Origin of the sequence: Janthinobacterium glycogeni (genome assembly GCF_051380725.1) — a bacterium.
Lineage (GTDB): Bacteria > Pseudomonadota > Gammaproteobacteria > Burkholderiales > Burkholderiaceae_D > Janthinobacterium.
Window position 1 is genome coordinate 13989 of sequence record NZ_JBNYXP010000001.1, and the last position, 17524, is coordinate 31512.

Below are 17524 nucleotides of genomic sequence, written 5' to 3' on the forward strand. Positions count from 1 at the left end.
ATACTTACAATCAAGTAATATTCCGAAATGTGCGCCTCCAGGCTCCCGCAACCGTCTGTGTACTGCTAAGCCCAGCCCATGCGCTCCCTTTTCGATCATGAGATCATCAAACAGCTGCACAGCGGTGCCCGCTCGCGGGTGTACCGCGCCAGGGCCGCCGATGGGACCGCGCTGATCGTCAAGAAGCCCAATCAGCAGTTCCCCTCCTTTCAGCAACTGGCGCAATTCAAGCGCGAGTATGCGATCGCGCGCCGCTGCCGCCATCCTGGCGTGGCGCATCCGCTGGCGCTGCAGCTGCACGGCGGGTGCTGGACGATGATCGTGGAAGATTGCGGCGGCCAGGCGCTCGACCAGGTGTTGCGTGCACAGGTGGCGGCGCGCAGGATGCCGTCGCAACCCGCATTGGCGCTGGACGACTTTTTCGACATCGCGCTGCAACTGTGCGCGGCGCTGGACGAGGTTCATCGTCAGGGCGTGATCCACAAAGACATCAATCCCGCCAATCTGGTGTGGAATGGCGACCGGCGCCTGCTGCAGCTGATCGATTTCGGCATCGCCTGTGAACTGCCTTACGAAAGCCATGGCATCGCCAATCTCCAGACCCTGGAAGGCACGCTGCGCTACATGGCGCCGGAACAGACCGGACGCATGAACCGGCGCGTCGATTGGCGCGCCGATTACTATGCGCTCGGCGCCACCTTCTACGAACTGCTGACCGGCCAGGCGCCGTTCGAGACGGGCGACGAGATGGAACTCGTGCATTGCCACATTGCACGCAGTCCCGACTGGTCGCACCCGGCGCTGGCAAGCTTGCCTGGCCAGCTGCTGCCGATCATCCAGCGGCTGCTGGAAAAAAATGCCGATCAGCGCTACCAGAGCTTGCAAGGCTTGCGCAGCGACCTCGAAGCATGCCGCGCGCAAAAGCCGACGCAGGCACTCAAGCTATCCGACCACAACGGCCGTTTCCTCGTGCCGCAAACGCTGCACGGGCGCGAGGATGCCATCGCCGTGCTGCTGGCGGCATTTGAACGCAGCGCCGCGGGCAGGTGCGAGATGCTGCTGGTGGCCGGCCATTCGGGCATCGGCAAGTCGGCGGTCGTCAACGAAGTGCAAAAGCCCATCATCGCGCGGCGCGGCTGCTTCCTGTCCGGTAAATTTGACCAGCTCCAGCGCGACGTGCCGTATGCCTCGCTGATCCAGGCCTTCCAGGGGCTGGTGCGCCAGCTGCTCGGCCAGCCCGAGGAAACGCTGCGGCAGTGGTCCGCCAAACTGCACGAGGCGCTGGGCAGCGGCATCGGCATGCTGGTCGAACTGATTCCCCAACTGGCGTTGATCGTCGGCCCCACGGACGCGGTGCCCGCGTCGGACCCGGCACAGGCCCAGCTGCGCCTGGACCGCCTCTTTCCCCGCTTCGTCGAAGTATTCGCCTGCGCCGGGCATCCGCTGGTATTGTTCCTCGACGACCTGCAATGGGCCGATGCGGCCACGTTGCGAATGATCGAACTGCTGATGGTCTCCTGCGACAAGAGCTGCATGCTGTTCATCGGCGCATATCGCGACAACGAAGTGAGCGACGCGCATCCGCTGATCGCGCAGCGCGACAAGCTGCTCGCGCGCGAGGTACGCCTGTCGACGCTGTTACTGAGCGCATTGACCGAGCCACAAGTTGCGCAGATGGTCTCCGCCACCGTGCGCGTGGCAACCCACGATTGTGCGCCGTTGACCAGTATTTGCTACCGCAAGACGGCCGGCAATCCCTTTTTCCTTAACCAGTTCCTCGCTTCGCTCAATGAGACGGGCCATCTGCGCTACCGGGCAGCCGACGATTGCTGGGACTGGGACCTGCCCGCGATAGAACAGGCCAAATATACCGACAACGTGGTCGAGGTGCTGCTGGAAAAAATCCGCCGCCTGCCCATGGTGACACAGCATCTGCTGCAACTGGCCGCCTCCTGCGGCAACCGCTTCACGCTCGATACGCTCGCGCTGGCAATGGACCGCGCTCACCGCAAAACGCAGCAAGACCTGTGGCCGGCGCTCAGGGCAGGCTTGATCCAGCCGCTTGACGAACGCTATAAGTACGTCAGTGGCGACAGCGATGCGGCCAACAGCGGCGTCGCTTACCGCTTCCTGCACGACCGGGTGCAGCAGGCCGCCTATCTGGTCGCCGACGACGATACGCGCGTGGCCAACCATCTGCTCATCGGCCGCTTGCTCCTGCGGCATACGGCGCCGCAGCACCAGGACGCAACACTGTTTGAAATCGTCGAGCAGCTCAACGCCGGTCGCGCGCTGATCAACGATGCGGACGAGCGTGTGCAGCTGGCGACGCTCAATCTCCAGGCCGGCGTCAAGGCACGGCGTTCCGCCGCGTTCCAGTCCACCCTGGAACACATGCGCATAGGTCTCGACCTGTTGCCGGCGCACGCATGGAGCGGCCACGCCAGCCTTTGGCTCGACCTGCAGCTGGGCGCGGCCGAAGCGGCTTACCTGTGCGGCCAGTTCGATACGGCCGAGGCGATCTACCCGCTGGTGCGCGCCCGCGCCTTGAGCCCCTTGCTGCAGGTGCGCTGCATTGCCATCCAGGCGCACCAGTATCAATTGCAGGGCCGCCTGCTCGACGCCATCGCCGTGCAGCGCGATGGCCTGGCGCTGCTGCACATCGACATTCCGCACGATGTGGCGCAGATGAAGGCGCGCTTCGCCGATATCCTCGCCGGCATCGGGCGTCAGCCTGGCGCGCATGCACCCGACACCTTGCTGGCAGCCGATGACATGTGCGAACCGGACGCCGTGGCCGCGATGCAGATGATGCAGGGCCTGTGGATGGCCAGCTACTACGCCGGCCAGCAGGATCTCAGCGCGCTGATGGTGGTGTCGATGACGCGGCTGTCGATGCAGCGGGGGAACAGCGATTTCAGCGCTGTCGCCTATGTCGGCTACGCGATGATGCTTGCGCTGTACAGCGGCGACATCGCGCGCGGCTACGCCTTCGGGGCGATGGCGATGGCGCTCGCCAGGCGCCGTGCCAACCTGCAGACGCGCACGCTCACGGCCCTGATGTTCGGCGCGCTCAGCAACCACTGGACGCAGCCGCTGCGCAGCTCCGACGCCCTGTACGAAGAAGCGTTTGGCTGGGCGCTGGAAATCGCCGACTTCGTGCAGGTCGGCGTGGTGGCGGCCGTGCGCGCCACCGACCGTATCATCCTCGGCGACTACCTGCCGCACCTGATGCACGACATCGAGCACGACCTGGCACTGATGCGCGCCAACGGCCAGCAGGCGATGGCCGATTGCTGCGTCGCCGCCGCGGTCCAGCCGATCAAATGCCTGATGGGTCTCCTGCCCCGTCACGACAGCTACGACGACGGGGCCTTCAGCGAGGCGCGCTTCCTCGATCAGTATGGCGACTCGCAGCTGTACCGCGCCTACTTCTTGCAGGGGAAAATACGCAACGCCTACCTGTTCGACAGCGCCGACGCCGAGCCGCTGGCCCGCCAGCTTGGCGGCGTCACCCAGATCATGCGCGGCCAGGCCAAGGTTGCCGAGTGCAGCTTCTACGCCGCGCTGATCCTGATCCGCGCCTTGCGGCGCGATCCTGCACGTCCCGATGCGGGCGATATGCTGGCCGTGGTCGACACGCTGCAAACGAGCCTCGCCGAATGGGCCAGGCAAGGCTCGGACAATAGCGACGCCAAGCATCTGCTGGTGATGGCCGAGATGGCACGCTACCGGGAAGACCTGCAGCTGGCCACGCGCCGCTACCAGCAGGCGATCGACGCGGCCGGCCTGGCGGGCTACGTCAACATGCAAGCGCTGGGCAATGAACTGTGCGGCGAAAGCTGGTGCGAGCAGGGACATGCGCGCGTGGCCGGCATCTTCATCCAGGACGCCATCGCGCACTACGGCCAGTGGGGCGCGCAGGGCAAGGTGGCGCAGCTGCAGGCGCGCCATGGAGCACTGCTGTCAAGGATGGACGGCCGCAGCGCGCAACGGCATTCCGTCTCCCACGCGCACGGCAGTTCTGCGCTCGACCTGGCGTCGCTGCTGAAAGCGTCGCAGATCCTGTCGAACGAAGTGGGCCTGCGCGGCGTACTGACGCGCCTCATCACCATCGTGTGCGAAAACGCCGGCGCGCAGGTGGCGCGTCTGCTGCTGCTGTCCGAAGGCAGCTACCAGCTGGAGGCCAATATCGATGGCGATGTCGTCACTGTCCTGCAAGCGCGTCAGTTCGACCTGAACGCCGCCAGCGACCCGCAGTTTCCGCTGTCGCTGCTGCGCTACGTCATTCGCACCGGCGCCGAGGTGATCGAAGATTGCATCACGGGCGTCTCGCGCTTTGCCGCCGATCCGTACGTGCAGTTGCACCGGCCGCGCGCCGTCATGTGCCTGCCGATACGGCACGGCGGCCAGATCGGCGGCATCCTGTACTTCGAGAACCGGCTTGCAGAAGCCTCGTTCACGGAGGAACGCATCGCGTTCCTGCGCATGCTCGGCGCCCAGGCGATGATCTCGATCTCCAGCGCCAGGCTGCATGACAGCCTCGAACGGCGCGTTGCCGAACGCACGGAACAGCTGGAAGACGCCAATCGCAAACTGGCGACCTTGTCCATCACCGACGGTCTGACCGGCCTGGCGAACCGGCGTCATTTCGACGATGTGTTGCGTGCCGAATGTGCGCGCGCCACGCGCATCGGCCGGCCGCTCGCCGTCATCATGCTCGATGTCGACTACTTCAAGCGCTTCAACGACAGTCACGGCCACCAGGCCGGCGACGCATGCCTGGTCCGGGTCGCGCATGCGCTGGCGGCCGGCATGCGGCGCGCGGGCGACCTGACGGCGCGCTATGGCGGCGAAGAGTTTTCGATCGTGCTGCCCAACACCGGCGCGGACGAAGCGCGCCAGATCGGCGAAGCACTGCGGCGGGCGATCGAAGATCTGCGCATCTCCCACGCGAACGCGGAGGCGCGGCAGGTGACGATCAGCGTCGGCATCGCGGTCCAGCCCGCACCGGGCACCGCCGATCCGGACGCCCTGCTGCGCCTGGCCGATGCCGCGCTGTACCACGCCAAGGACGAGGGGCGCAATTGCGTGGTGCTCAGGGTGCTGACGCCTGGCTGATCAGCATGTGGCACCTCAATCGCTGCCATGGCTGTTCTCGCGCGCCTGCTCCCGCGCTTTTTCGCTTGACGCCAGCCCGTTGAAGAACAGATTGAGCAGCACGGCGACGATGGCGGCCAGCAGGATGCCGCTGTGCAGCAACGGCGACAGGACTTTCGGCATGTGCTGCGCATATTGCTCGGCCACCAGCGGCAGCATGCCGAAGCCGATAGCCAGGGCCACGATGAACAGGTTGTTGCGGTTACTCTGGTAGTCGACGCCGGCCAGAATGCGGATGCCCGTGGCGGCGACCATGCCGAACATCACCAGCCCTGCCCCGCCCAGCACGAACGCCGGCACGGCTTCGGCCGTCTGCGCGATCTTCGGGATCACGCCCATGATGAGCAGAATGATGCCGGCCGCCACGCAGACCCAGCGGCTGCGCACGCCCGTCACGCCCACCAGGCCCACGTTTTGCGAAAACGAGGTGTACGGGAAGGTATTGAAAATACCGCCGATCAAGGTGCCCAGACCATCGACGCGCAAGCCGCGGCTGATGTCGGCCTGTTCGATACGCTTGCCCGTCATCTCGCCCAAGGCCAGGAACATACCCAGCGACTCGATCATGACGACGATCATCACCAGGCTCATGGTCACAATAGCAACCAGGTCGAAAGTCGGCATGCCGAACTGGAACGGCGTGACGATGGCGAAAGCCTTGGCGCTGGCCACCTTGGCGAAGTCGGCCTTGCCCAGCGCAAACGACAGGGCCGTGCCGGCGATGATGCCGATCAACACGGCGATATTCGACAGGAAACCGCGGCCATACCTGGCCACCAACAAGATGACGGCCAGCACGAAGAAAGCGATGCCCAGGTTGTCCAGCGCGCCGTAGCCGGGGTTGGCGATCAGGGGCGCGGGGCCGGCCGGCGCCGGCAAGCCGGCCGCCGTGGCGGCAGCGGCCATCTTGAGAAAGGCGGGATCGGCGATCTGCGCCATGGCGGGCGGCCCGCCCATGGCCCAGTTCACGCCCACGCGCATCAGCGACACGCCGATCACGGCGATGATGCTGCCCGTGACCACGGGCGGAAACAGGGCCAGCAGGCGGCTGATGAAGGGCGCGATCAGCATGGAAACGACGCCAGCGCCGATCACGGCGCCAAAGATGCCGGTGATGCCCAGGGCCGGATTGTTCGCCATGGCCAGCATGGGACTGACGGCGGCAAAGGTCACGCCCATCATGACGGGCAGGCGGATGCCGAAATGCTTGCCGATTCCCAAGGACTGAATCAGGGTCACGAGGCCGCAGCAGAAGAGGTCGGCACTGATCAGCGCCGCCACCTGCTCGGGCGGCAGCTTGAGCGCGCGGCCGACGATCAGCGGCACGGCGATGGCGCCCGCATACATGACGAGCACATGCTGCAAGCCCAGGGTGAACAGTTTTCCGGCCGGCAGCACTTCATCGACAGGCGATGGCGCGGCAGGAACGGCACCTGGCACGCTGCGGTGGATGGATTTCAGACGGGGGGAGGCCATTTACGCTCCATTTCCTGGGTTACCGCAGCCCGGATGGGTGCAGGTGAAAGGGAAAAGCAAGACAGAAACGGGACGACAGGAACACACTGGCGGCGGTTGATGCATGCGAAGCTCCTTGGGTTGGACGACCAGGGTATGCCATGCACGCTTCGTGCCAGGTGGAATTGTATACAGTTTGTGGCGACAAACCAGCATGAGGCGCATGGCGCCCTCCCCTTCGCACCGATTTCAGGCGCGCTGCCGTCAGCATGCACTAAAAGGGGACGCCAGCGCCGTCAGCGTCGCGTCCGCACCTCCTTGACGGCAGCGGCCGCATCGGCCGCCAGTTCACCGATATCCTTATCGCGGCGCCGGTCGAACCAGCGCACGCTGGCACTCACCAGCCACCACGCCGGCAAACCGACGAGCGCCATCAGCGGTGCGGCAATGAACAGAAAGCCCGTGGCCGGATCACAGCCATACAGCGCCGCCACCGTTTGCGCGCTGTCAAACAAGCCGGGCCACCACGCCAGCACCGCCGACACCAGGACGGGACCGGCAAACGTGGCAATGATGATGCTGGAGCAAATACGGATGAGCGCCTCCTTGCAGTTGCGTGGCCACATGACCATGAAGCTGAGCAAGGTGGCAAAGAAGGCGGCCAGCAAGGGGACGCCCAGCAGCTTGATCCAGGCAGCCCCTGCGGCGGTGATATCGATATGCATGATGTGCTTTCAGTTGCGGCAAAAAAAGCTGCGCTTGGCAGCTTGCTTGCTGTCATTCATTTGAGAAGGCGGCTTGCTGCCCTACCCTTGCGCCGGTCCGAACAGGGCCGCCACCAGCGGATCGCGGCGCGCCGCACCGCGCGGCCAGCTGGCCGTGCGCCGCACCTGCGGCGGCAGTTCGGCCCAGCCGTCAACCTCGTCGTCCTGCTCGCCCAGCGCATACAGGGCGGGCCGCTGGCGTCCCGGCTCCGTGCAATGGCGCTGCGCCAGGTGAATCTGCCCCATGCCGCACATGTGGCGCAGATAGCGGCTCATGGTGCCCGCATCGAGTCCCAGCAAGGCGGACAACTGCGCCGCGCTGGCCTGGCCCTGCTCGCGGATGTACTGCGCGATGCGGGCGATATGCAGCTGCGATTTCTTGCTGCGTCCCTGTAACTGGCGCCCCTGCCGCGGCGCCGCCCTGCTTTCAACCAACTGACTGCTGTTCAACATCTGCCTGACCTCCCGTGGTGCTGCCCGCCGGCAAACGCTGTAGTGCGTTTGCGACAGGCAACGAGTGGACTTTATCAATCGCTAATGTTAAAGTCAAGCATTTGGTAATTTATCAAACGGTAAATTTCAGGTTTAATGTGGAGATGAATATGTATCAATACAGACGCGACCGCCTGCTGGCCCTGATCCGCGAGCACTACGACAACACGCGCAAGAAGATTTCCGACGTCAGCGGCTGGAGCGAGGCGCGCATCTCGCAAATCCTCTCGCCCACGTACCGCGAGGGACGCGCCTTCAGCGAAAAGATCGCGCGCAAGCTGGAAGCGGACCTGCAGCTGGGCAGCATGTATTTCGACCAGGGCGCGGCGCCCGACCAGGCGGCCATGGCCGCGCGCGCGCTGGCCGGCGTGCAGCCCGTGATCGTGGAAGATGGCGAAGATGAGCGCTTCTACCCGATTCGCAAGGTGAAGCTGCGCCTGTCGGCCGGCATTACGGGCTTTGCCATCGAGCCGGAAACGCACGACGGCAGCACCATCAGCGTGCCGCGCAGCTGGGTCGAGCGCAATGGCTACCACCCTGAAAAACTGGTGGCGATCAAGGTCAAGGGCGAGAGCATGGAGCCGGCCCTGTACGAGGACGATGTGGTGATCATCAATACGGCCGACAACCGGCCGGCCGACGGCATCGTGTTTGCCATCAATTACGAAGGCGAGCCGGTGGTCAAGCGCATGGCGCGCGATATCGGCGAATGGTGGCTGACCTCGGACAACCCCGACCAGCGCAAATACCACCGCAAGCTATGCCGCGGCAATGAATGCCTGATCGTGGGCAGGGTCGTGCGCAAGGAAAGCGACCGGATTTGAGAACGAAGTTTATCGGTTGATAAACTTCGCTTTCTTCATGGCGTTTATGCCAGCGCCGCCTGGATCTGCTGCAGCGATGCCGGATCGTCCATCGACGTCAGATCGCCCGGGCTGCGGCCTTCGCAGATAGCCTGGATCGAGCGGCGCAGCAGCTTGCCCGAGCGCGTCTTCGGCAACTGCGCCACGAACAGCACGCGCGCGGGCCGCGCCACGGCGCCCAGCTGGCGGTCGACGACGCCCATCACTTCGCGTTCCAGCACCGCCTTCGCCTCGACGCTGTCATAGCCCTGCGGGTTCTTCAGGATCACGAAAGCCATCGCCACCTGGCCTTTGAGCTTGTCTTCCACGCCCACCACGGCCACTTCCGACACGTTCGGATGGCTGGTGATGCTTTCCTCGATCTCGCGCGTGCCCAGGCGGTGGCCGGCCACGTTGATCACGTCATCGGTGCGGCCCAGGATGAAGTAATAGCCGTCCGCGTCGCGCACGCCCCAGTCGAAGGTGGAATACACTTGCCGGCCGCTGAAGGTAGACCAGTAGGTGTCGACGAAACGCTCGTCGTCGCCGTAGACCGTCTGCATGCAGCCGGGCGGCAGCGGGCCTTCCAGCACCAGCACGCCCTTCTCGTTGGCGCCGCACTCCTCGCCCGTTGCCTCGTTGAGCAGCTTGACCTGGTAGCCGTACATGGCCATGCCCGGGCTGCCCAGGCGCGTCGGCGTGTCGGCCACGCCCTTGGCCACCGACAGGATGGGCCAGCCCGTCTCCGTCTGCCAGTAGTTGTCGATGATGTCGACTTTCAGTTCGTCGGCGATCCATTGCGACGTGGTTTCGTCGAGCGGCTCGCCCGCCAGGTACAGCGCCTTCAGCGAGGACAGGTCGTATTTGCGCATCAGTTCCACCGGGTGCTTGCGCAGCACGCGGATGGCCGTCGGCGCCGAGAACATGCGCGTGACCTTGTATTTTTCAACGATGCTCCACCAGATGCCCGCATCGGGGCAGATGGGCAAACCCTCGTACAGGATGGTGGCCATGCCGGCGATCAACGGGCCGTACACGATGTAGGAGTGGCCCACCACCCAGCCGATGTCCGAGGTGGCAAAGAAGGTTTCGCCGGGCTTGCCGCAGAAGTTGTACTGCATCGACGATGCCAGCGCCACCGCATAGCCGCCCACGTCGCGCTGCACGCCCTTCGGTTTGCCCGTCGTGCCCGAGGTGTACAGCACGTAGGACGGTTCGTTCGATTCGAGCCAGGCGACGGGCACCCGCGCGTCCAGATGCTGCTCGCGCAGGGCCGCGTAATCGACGTCGCGGTCCGGCGTCCGTTCCATCGGCACCAGGTGGCGGTCGACTAGCAGCACCCGCTGCGGCTTGTGCGCGGCGATGCGGATGGCCTCGTCGAGCAGCGGCTTGTAGGCAATCGCCTTGCCGTTGCGCGAGCCGGCATCGGCGGAAAACACCAGCTTGGGCTGCGCATCGTCGATGCGGCTGGCCAGGCTGTTGGCGGCAAAGCCGCCGAACACCACGGAATGGACGGCGCCGATGCGGGCGCAAGCGAGCATGGCAAACGCCGCTTCGGCGATCATCGGCATATAGATCAATACGCGGTCGCCCTTGACCACGCCCAGCGACTGCAGCATGGCGGCGCAGCGCTCCACTTCCCGCTGCAGTTCGCGAAAACTGTAGCTGCGCTCCGTGTTCGTTTCGGTGGAAATGGCGATCAGCGCGGCGGCATCGCCCTGCCGGTCCACCCAGCGGTCGACGGCGTTGTGGCACAAATTTGTGGTGCCGCCGACGAACCATTTGGCGAACGGCGGGCGGGAATAATCGAGGACCTGCGAAAACGGGGTATGCCAGTCGATCTTTTCCGCTTCTTCGCGCCAGAAAGCGTCAGGCGCGTCGATCGAGTGTTGATAGAATGCTGCGAAATTCATGTCTCCTCCGGTAGGCGTGCAATCTGTGTTTTTTGTTCGTGCAGGTTCTGCTTATCTGTTCATCTGCTTCCTCCATTGTGGCTATGCTGTGCGGCGAGCAGCTGCCCTGAAAACAATGCCGGCTGCGCCGCCGCGCAACTGTTGCGTTCCTGCGCGATCCGCGCGCGGTTTTCCTCGAGGCTGGCGTCATCGAGCGGCATGCCAAACTGCCCATCGCCAGGCGCATTATCCTGTGGCGACATCACGCGCTGCAGCACGATATCGCCCAGCGCCTTCTTGAAGTGTCCTGCCTCCCAGTACCAGCGCGTGGCAGTGCCCCGCTCATCGGCGGCGGGTATCGGCTCGCAGTTGTATGCGCCGTAGCCGCTGAAATCAGTGAGGGAAATATGCGCATCCGGGTAGCGCGCCTTGACTGCGCCAATTTCCTGCACCAGCTGTGCTTTCCATACTTCGAACAGGGGCCACAGCCCCGCAGCCTCGAACATGGCCAGCATTTGCGCGTGATACGGATAGATCACCAGCTTGATATCGGTCCCGGTGGCCGCCATCGCCAGCAAAAAAGTGCGCAGCAATTGAAAGTCCTCGGTGGCAAGCCCCCGCGTCGATTTGCGGCGCAAGTTGGCGGCGCTTTCCTGCGCCCGCTGCGTGAACATCTTGTGGTAGCCATCCCGGCGCGCATGGGCGCCGTACTCCAGCAAGGGATTGAAGCCATCGGCCGACAAGGTGGCAGCCTCATCGTCGTGCTGAATGCACAGCGTGTGCACCGCATCCTTGACGGAGGCCAGCGAAAACAGCGCATCGAAGCGCCAGAAGGCGCGGCCATGCGCTGGCGCGGCGGCCGCTGGCGCCGGACGTGCGGACGGTGCGACGGCGGGATTGAGAAAATCGATGAATTCCATGCCCACGATGACAGTGCGTGGCCGGACGCCGGCCTGGCGCAGTTGCGCAAACTGGCTGGCGGACGTCGCCAGGCCCGTGCCCGGAATCGCCAGATTGTAGCCGGCGCCCAGCGCCGACAAGGCGCTGGCGCGCGGATCGAAGCCGATCTCCGCGCGCGAATTACCGAGGATGATGAAGCGCGGCTGCCTGCGCAGCGCATGTTCCTGCTTGATCTGGTTCTGGTAGCGGCTCAGGCCCGGCTTGACGGCATTGAAATTATCGCGTCGGATGACGCCATACAGGCCATAAGGGTCGACGACGAAAACGAAGACGCCCACCAGCACGGCGCCCCCCGCCAGCACCAGCGCGAGTACGGCCAGATAGGATTTGAAAGGGGATGCCGTCATGATGTGCCCTTTCTAGAATTGAAAATACAGGAATTCAGCAGGCCGGTTCAGGGCCAGCATGCTCGCCAGCGCGAGCACGGCGATGGCGGCCGCCCAAGCAGGCGAGGCGCGCCAGGTGAGCCAGGCGCGCAGGTGTCGCCCGCCGGCAGAAAAATCCAGCGCCGGATCAAAGTGGCGCATGATCTGCTGCGTATTCGGCATGGAAAAAGTAATCAGCGCCGCCACCGCTATCCACGTCCAGCTTTCAATGAACACCGTGCCGCCGTCTAGGTAATAGCCCATGCCCATGGCGGCCAGCACAGGCTGAAGCGGCAGCAAATGGGGCGCCAGCGCATCGGGCAAGTCCAGGCCAAAACCGCCCGCCATGCCCTTGATGATTGTCAGGGCGGTTGCCATGTCGGGTGCGCGAAAGAAGACCCAGGCGACGCAGACGGCAATGAAAGTGAGGGCCGTCGCCAGGATGTTGCCAACGCGCGTATCGGACGGCAGGTGAAGCTTGCGCGTCACCGTGCTCCAGGCCTTTTGGATAGCCAGGTAAGCGCCATGCAGCGCGCCCCAGACGATGAAATTCCAGCCGGCGCCATGCCACAGGCCGCCCAGCACCATCGTGATCATGAGATTCAGGTAGCGCCGCACGGGCCCGCAGCGGTTGCCGCCCAGCGGGATATACAGGTAGTCGCGCAGGAAGCGCGACAGGGTCATGTGCCAGCGGCGCCAGAATTGCGCGATATTGCGCGCCTTGTAGGGCGAAGCAAAATTCAGCGGCAGCCGCACGCCAAATAATCTCGACAAGCCGATGGCCATGTCGGAATAGCCGGAGAAATCGAAGTATAGCTGGAAGGCGTACGCGAGCACGCCAGCCCAGGCGATCAGCAAGGATGGCGCGACGGGATCACTGAACAAGGGCGCCGAATAGGCGCCGACATTATCGGCAATCAGCACCTTCTTGGCCAGGCCGATGAAAAAAATCGTGCTGCCGATGGCGATATTGCTGGCCGACAGACGGAAGGTACGCCGGTCGGCGAATTGCGGCATCATTTCCTTGTGATGCAAGACAGGGCCGGCAATCAGATGCGGGAAATAGGTGACGAACAGCAGATAGTGGACGAAGCGGCTTTCCTGCGCCTTGCCTTTGCAGGTGTCGACCAGGAAGGCGATCTGCGTAAATGTGAAAAACGAGATGCCGATCGGCAGAATCACGTGCAAAGCGGGAATTGGCTGCTCCAGCAATTGCGCCAGACTGGCAACGAAAAATCCCGCGTATTTATAGTAGGCAAGCAAGCCGAGGTTGGCGGCAATGGCGACAGCCAGCATCCATGTCTTGCGCGGCCGGGGGCTGGCCGCCAGCCACGACGCGCAGCCATAGTTAAAGACGACGGAGCCCAGCAACAGCGGCAGGTAGCGGTAATCCCAGTAAGCGTAGAAGAACAGCGACGACGACGCCAGCCAGGCGGCAGCCCATAATTCGCTGCGTCGTCCCAGGATGAAAAAACCGGCCACCGTAATGGGCAGATACGCGAACAGGAAGACGTAAGAGTTAAATAACATCAGTTCACCCGTCGGGAAAAATGGGAGATCGCCGGCGTCTGCGCTGCACGCATCGCGGCTGACGCTCCCCCATTTTCCTTGTCGCTCAGTTTCTTTGCTAGCAGAAATATCAACTGATCTGCCTGCGCATCCGCCTACCTGGCCTTAAAACGCGTCGCCGGGGATGCGCACACGCCCTTCCATCAGCACGCGCGCGCTGCGGCTCATGATGGCCTTGGTGACGCGCCACTGGCCATCGACCTGCTGCGCTTGCGCGCCCACCGTCAGGGTGCCGGACGGGTGGCCGAAGCGCACCGAGTTGCGGGGTCCGCCGCCGGCCGCCAGGTTGACCAGGGTGCCGGGAATGGCCGCCGCCGTGCCGATGGCAACTGCCGCCGTGCCCATCATGGCGTGGTGCAGCTTGCCCATGGACAGGGCGCGCACGAGCAGGTCGATGTCGCCCGCCTCCACCTTTTTTCCGCTGGACGAGACATAGCGGGCCGGTTTGGCGACAAAGGCCACCTTCGGCGTGTGCTGGCGCTTCGCCGCTTCATCGAGATGGGAAATCAAACCCATGCGCAGCGCGCCATGCGCGCGGATGGTCTCGAAACGGGCCAGCGCGGCCGGATCGCCATTGATGGCGTCCTGCAGTTCCGTGCCTGTGTAGCCGATCGCGTGCGCATCGACAAAAATCGTCGGGATGCCGGCGTTGATCATCGTGGCTTTCAACACGCCGATGCCGGGCACGTCGAGGTCGTCGACGAGGTTGCCGGTAGGGAACATGGCCGAGCTGCCACCATCTCCGCCCTCCTCGTCCGCGGCCGGGTCGAGGAATTCCAGTTTCACTTCGGCGGCCGGGAAGGTCACGCCATCGAGTTCGAAGTCGCCCGTTTCCTGCACTTCGCCATCCGTCATGGGGACGTGGGCGATGATGGTCTTGCCGATATTGGCTTGCCAGATGCGCACCGTGGCGATGCCGTTTGCCGGCACGCGGGCGGCGTCCACCAGGCCGCTGGCAATGGCGAACGAGCCGACGGCGGCCGACAGGTTGCCGCAGTTGCCGCTCCAGTCGACGAAGGGCTTGTCGATCGAGACCTGGCCGAACAGATAGTCGACGTCGTGCTCCGGCTTCGTGCTTGTCGCCAGGATCACCGTCTTGCTGGTGCTCGACGTGGCGCCGCCCATGCCGTCGATCTGCTTGCCGTACGGGTCGGGGCTGCCGATCACGCGCAGCAACAGCGCATCGCGCGCTGCGCCCGGCACTTGCGCGCTGGCGGGCAAATCCTGCAGGCGGAAGAACACGCCCTTGCTGGTGCCGCCGCGCATGTAGGTGGCGGGGATTTTGATTTGAGGGGTGTGGGTCATAAGTTTTCCTGGAAAGAGGCAGGTCGGATCAGCGTGGCTTCGCCACGCGTAATCCGACACATTGTTGGCGCGTTTTGGCAGACAGCGTCGGATTACGCGCAAGCGCTAATCCGACCTACCGTTACGCGGCTTTCGAAGATTCGAGGAAATCCTGGGCAAATCGCTGCAGCACGCCACCGGCTTCATAGATCGACACCTCTTCCGCCGTATCGAGGCGGCAGGTGACAGGCACTTCGACCGTTTCGCCGCTCTTGCGGTGGATGACGAGGGTCAGGGTGGAGCGCGGCGTGCGCTCGCCCACGACGTCGTAGGTTTCGCTGCCATCGAGACTCAGGGTCTTGCGGTTCACGCCAGGTAAAAACTCCAGCGGCAGCACGCCCATGCCCACCAGGTTGGTGCGGTGGATGCGCTCGAAGCCTTCGGCCACGATGGCTTCCACGCCAGCCAGGCGCACGCCCTTGGCGGCCCAGTCGCGCGAGGAACCCTGGCCATAGTCGGCGCCGGCGATGATGATCAGGGGCTGCTTGCGCTCCATGTACACCTCGATGGCTTCCCACATGCGCGAAATCGTGCCTTCCGGCTCGATGCGCGTGAGCGAACCCGCCTTGACCTTACCGTCCTCGATGACCATCTCGTTCTTCAGGGTCGGGTTGGCAAACGTGGCGCGCTGCGCCGTCAGATGGTCGCCCCGGTGCGTGGCGTAGGAATTGAAGTCTTCCTCGGGCAAGCCCATCTTCGCCAGATATTCGCCAGCCGCGCTATCGAGCATGATGGCGTTCGATGGCGACAAGTGATCGGTGGTGATGTTGTCGCCCAGGACAGCCAGCGGACGCATGCCTTTCAATGGGCGTGCGCCAGCCAGCGCGCCCTCCCAGTATGGCGGACGACGGATGTACGTCGTCTGCGGACGCCAGTCGTACAGGGGGCTGACCTTGATGCCGTCGTCCACCTGCGCGGCAAACATCGGGATGTACACCTTGCGGAACTGCTCCGGCTTGACGCTGGAAGCGACGATGGCGTCGATTTCCTCGTCGGACGGCCAGATATCCTTCAGCAGGATAGCCTTGCCGTCCGCATCATGGCCCAGCACGTCCTTCTCGATATCGAAGCGGATGGTGCCGGCAATCGCATAGGCCACCACCAGCGGCGGCGAGGCGAGGAAAGCCTGTTTCGCATACGGGTGGATGCGACCGTCGAAATTGCGGTTGCCCGACAAAACGGCCGTGGCGTACAGGTCGCGCGATACCACTTCTTCCTGGATGACGGGGTCGAGCGCGCCCGACATGCCGTTGCACGAGGTGCAGGCAAACGCCACGACGCCGAAGCCCAGTTGCTCCAGCTCGGACATCAGGCCCGCTTCCTGCAGGTACAGTTCCACCGTTTTCGAGCCGGGCGCCAGCGACGATTTGACCCACGGTTTGCGCGTCAGGCCGAGGCGGTTCGCATTGCGCGCGATCAGGCCGGCGGCGATCATGTTGCGCGGGTTGTTCGTATTCGTGCAGCTGGTGATGGCCGCGATGATGACGGCGCCGTCCGGCATCTTGCCCGGCTCGTTTTCCACCACGCCGGAAATGCCGCGCGCGGCCAGTTCCGACGTCGGCACGCGGTTGTGCGGATTCGACGGACCGGCGATATTGCGCACCACGGACGACAGGTCGAAGCTCAGAACGCGCTCGTATTCGGCGTCTTTCAGGCTGTCGGCCCACAAGCCCGTCTCCTTGGCGTACAGCTCCACCAGTTTCACCAGTTCGTCGTCGCGGCCCGTCAATTTCAGGTACTTGATAGTCTGCTCGTCGATGTAGAACATGGCGGCCGTGGCGCCGAACTCGGGCGCCATGTTGGAAATCGTGGCGCGGTCGCCCAGGGTCAGGTGCGACGCACCTTCGCCGAAGAATTCCAGGTAGGACGAGACGACCTTCTGCTTGCGCAAAAATTCCGTCAGCGCCAGCACCGTGTCGGTCGCCGTGATGCCCGGCTGAGGCTTGCCCGTCAGCTTGACGCCGATGATGTCGGGCAGACGCATCCACGAGGCGCGGCCCAGCATCACGCTCTCCGCTTCCAGGCCGCCCACGCCGATGGCGATCACGCCTAGCGCGTCGACCATGGGCGTGTGCGAATCCGTGCCCACCAGGGTGTCGGGATAGGCCACGCCATCCTGCACCTGGATCACGGGCGACATGCGCTCCAGATTAATCTGGTGCAGGATGCCGTTGCCGGGCGGGATCACGTCGACGTTCTTGAACGCCTTCTTGGTCCAGTCGATGAAATCGAAACGGTCTTCGTTGCGGCGGTCTTCGATGGCGCGGTTCTTGGCGAAGGCGTCGGGGTCGAAACCGCCGCACTCGACGGCCAGCGAGTGGTCGACCACCAGCTGCGTGGGGACCACCGGGTTGACCAGGGCCGGATCGCCGCCCTGGGCCGCGATGGCGTCGCGCAAGCCGGCCAGGTCGACCAGGGCCGTCTGACCCAGGATGTCATGGCAGACGACGCGCGCGGGGAACCATGGGAAATCGAGGTCGCGGCGGCGTTCGATGAACTGGCTCAGCGAGGCGTTCAGGGTCGCCGGGTCGCAGCGGCGCACGAGGTTTTCCGCCAGTACGCGCGAGGTGTAGGGCAAGGTGGCGTAGGCGCCTGGGGCGATCGCATCGACGGCGGCGCGCGTGTCGAAGTAATCGAGCCCTGTTCCCGGCAAGGATTTTCGGTGCAGTGTATTCATGTTC

The 17524-nt window shown here is 64.2% G+C and carries 10 protein-coding genes; 2 read left to right on the forward strand and 8 right to left on the reverse strand.

Annotated elements, in window-relative coordinates:
- Nucleotides 1-78 precede the first annotated feature (78 nt).
- A complete protein-coding gene (locus ACQ4W4_RS00080; protein ID WP_436540288.1) occupies nt 79-5121 on the forward strand; it encodes a diguanylate cyclase domain-containing protein in 5043 nt (1680 codons plus the stop codon).
- A 15-nt stretch (nt 5122-5136) separates the two neighbouring features.
- Here ACQ4W4_RS00080 and ACQ4W4_RS00085 read toward each other — a convergent pair whose 3' ends face one another.
- From ACQ4W4_RS00085 to ACQ4W4_RS00095, 3 genes are all read right to left on the reverse strand, one after another.
- Nucleotides 5137-6636: a nucleobase:cation symporter-2 family protein gene (locus ACQ4W4_RS00085; RefSeq protein WP_436540289.1), complete on the reverse strand. Its 1500-nt coding sequence runs from the start codon at nt 6634-6636 to the stop codon at nt 5137-5139.
- A 275-nt stretch (nt 6637-6911) separates the two neighbouring features.
- Nucleotides 6912-7340: a hypothetical protein gene (locus ACQ4W4_RS00090; RefSeq protein ID WP_071076698.1), complete on the reverse strand. Its 429-nt coding sequence runs from the start codon at nt 7338-7340 to the stop codon at nt 6912-6914.
- An 81-nt stretch (nt 7341-7421) separates the two neighbouring features.
- Nucleotides 7422-7832 carry a FeoC-like transcriptional regulator gene (locus ACQ4W4_RS00095; RefSeq protein ID WP_436540290.1) on the reverse strand — a complete coding sequence of 137 codons (411 nt, stop codon included), beginning with the start codon at nt 7830-7832 and terminating at the stop codon, nt 7422-7424.
- Nucleotides 7833-7981: 149 nt separating this feature from the next.
- Between ACQ4W4_RS00095 and ACQ4W4_RS00100 the strand changes: the two genes are divergently transcribed.
- Nucleotides 7982-8695, forward strand: coding sequence for a S24 family peptidase (locus tag ACQ4W4_RS00100; RefSeq protein ID WP_436540291.1), 714 nt, complete (start codon nt 7982-7984; stop codon nt 8693-8695).
- A 44-nt stretch (nt 8696-8739) separates the two neighbouring features.
- Here ACQ4W4_RS00100 and ACQ4W4_RS00105 read toward each other — a convergent pair whose 3' ends face one another.
- The 5 genes from ACQ4W4_RS00105 to acnD form a co-directional block, all read right to left on the reverse strand.
- Nucleotides 8740-10626, reverse strand: coding sequence for a propionate--CoA ligase (locus ACQ4W4_RS00105; protein ID WP_436540292.1), 1887 nt, complete (start codon nt 10624-10626; stop codon nt 8740-8742).
- Between the two features lie 59 nt (nt 10627-10685).
- Nucleotides 10686-11912, reverse strand: coding sequence for a hypothetical protein (locus tag ACQ4W4_RS00110; protein WP_436540293.1), 1227 nt, complete (start codon nt 11910-11912; stop codon nt 10686-10688).
- Nucleotides 11913-11924: 12 nt separating this feature from the next.
- On the reverse strand, nt 11925-13460 hold the full coding sequence (locus tag ACQ4W4_RS00115; RefSeq protein ID WP_436540294.1) for an MBOAT family O-acyltransferase: 1536 nt from the start codon (nt 13458-13460) through the stop codon (nt 11925-11927).
- 144 nt (nt 13461-13604) lie between these two features.
- Nucleotides 13605-14804: a 2-methylaconitate cis-trans isomerase PrpF gene (prpF, locus tag ACQ4W4_RS00120; RefSeq protein ID WP_436540295.1), complete on the reverse strand. Its 1200-nt coding sequence runs from the start codon at nt 14802-14804 to the stop codon at nt 13605-13607.
- A 121-nt stretch (nt 14805-14925) separates the two neighbouring features.
- On the reverse strand, nt 14926-17520 hold the full coding sequence (acnD, locus tag ACQ4W4_RS00125; RefSeq protein ID WP_436540296.1) for a Fe/S-dependent 2-methylisocitrate dehydratase AcnD: 2595 nt from the start codon (nt 17518-17520) through the stop codon (nt 14926-14928).
- Between the last annotated feature and the right edge of the window lie 4 nt (nt 17521-17524).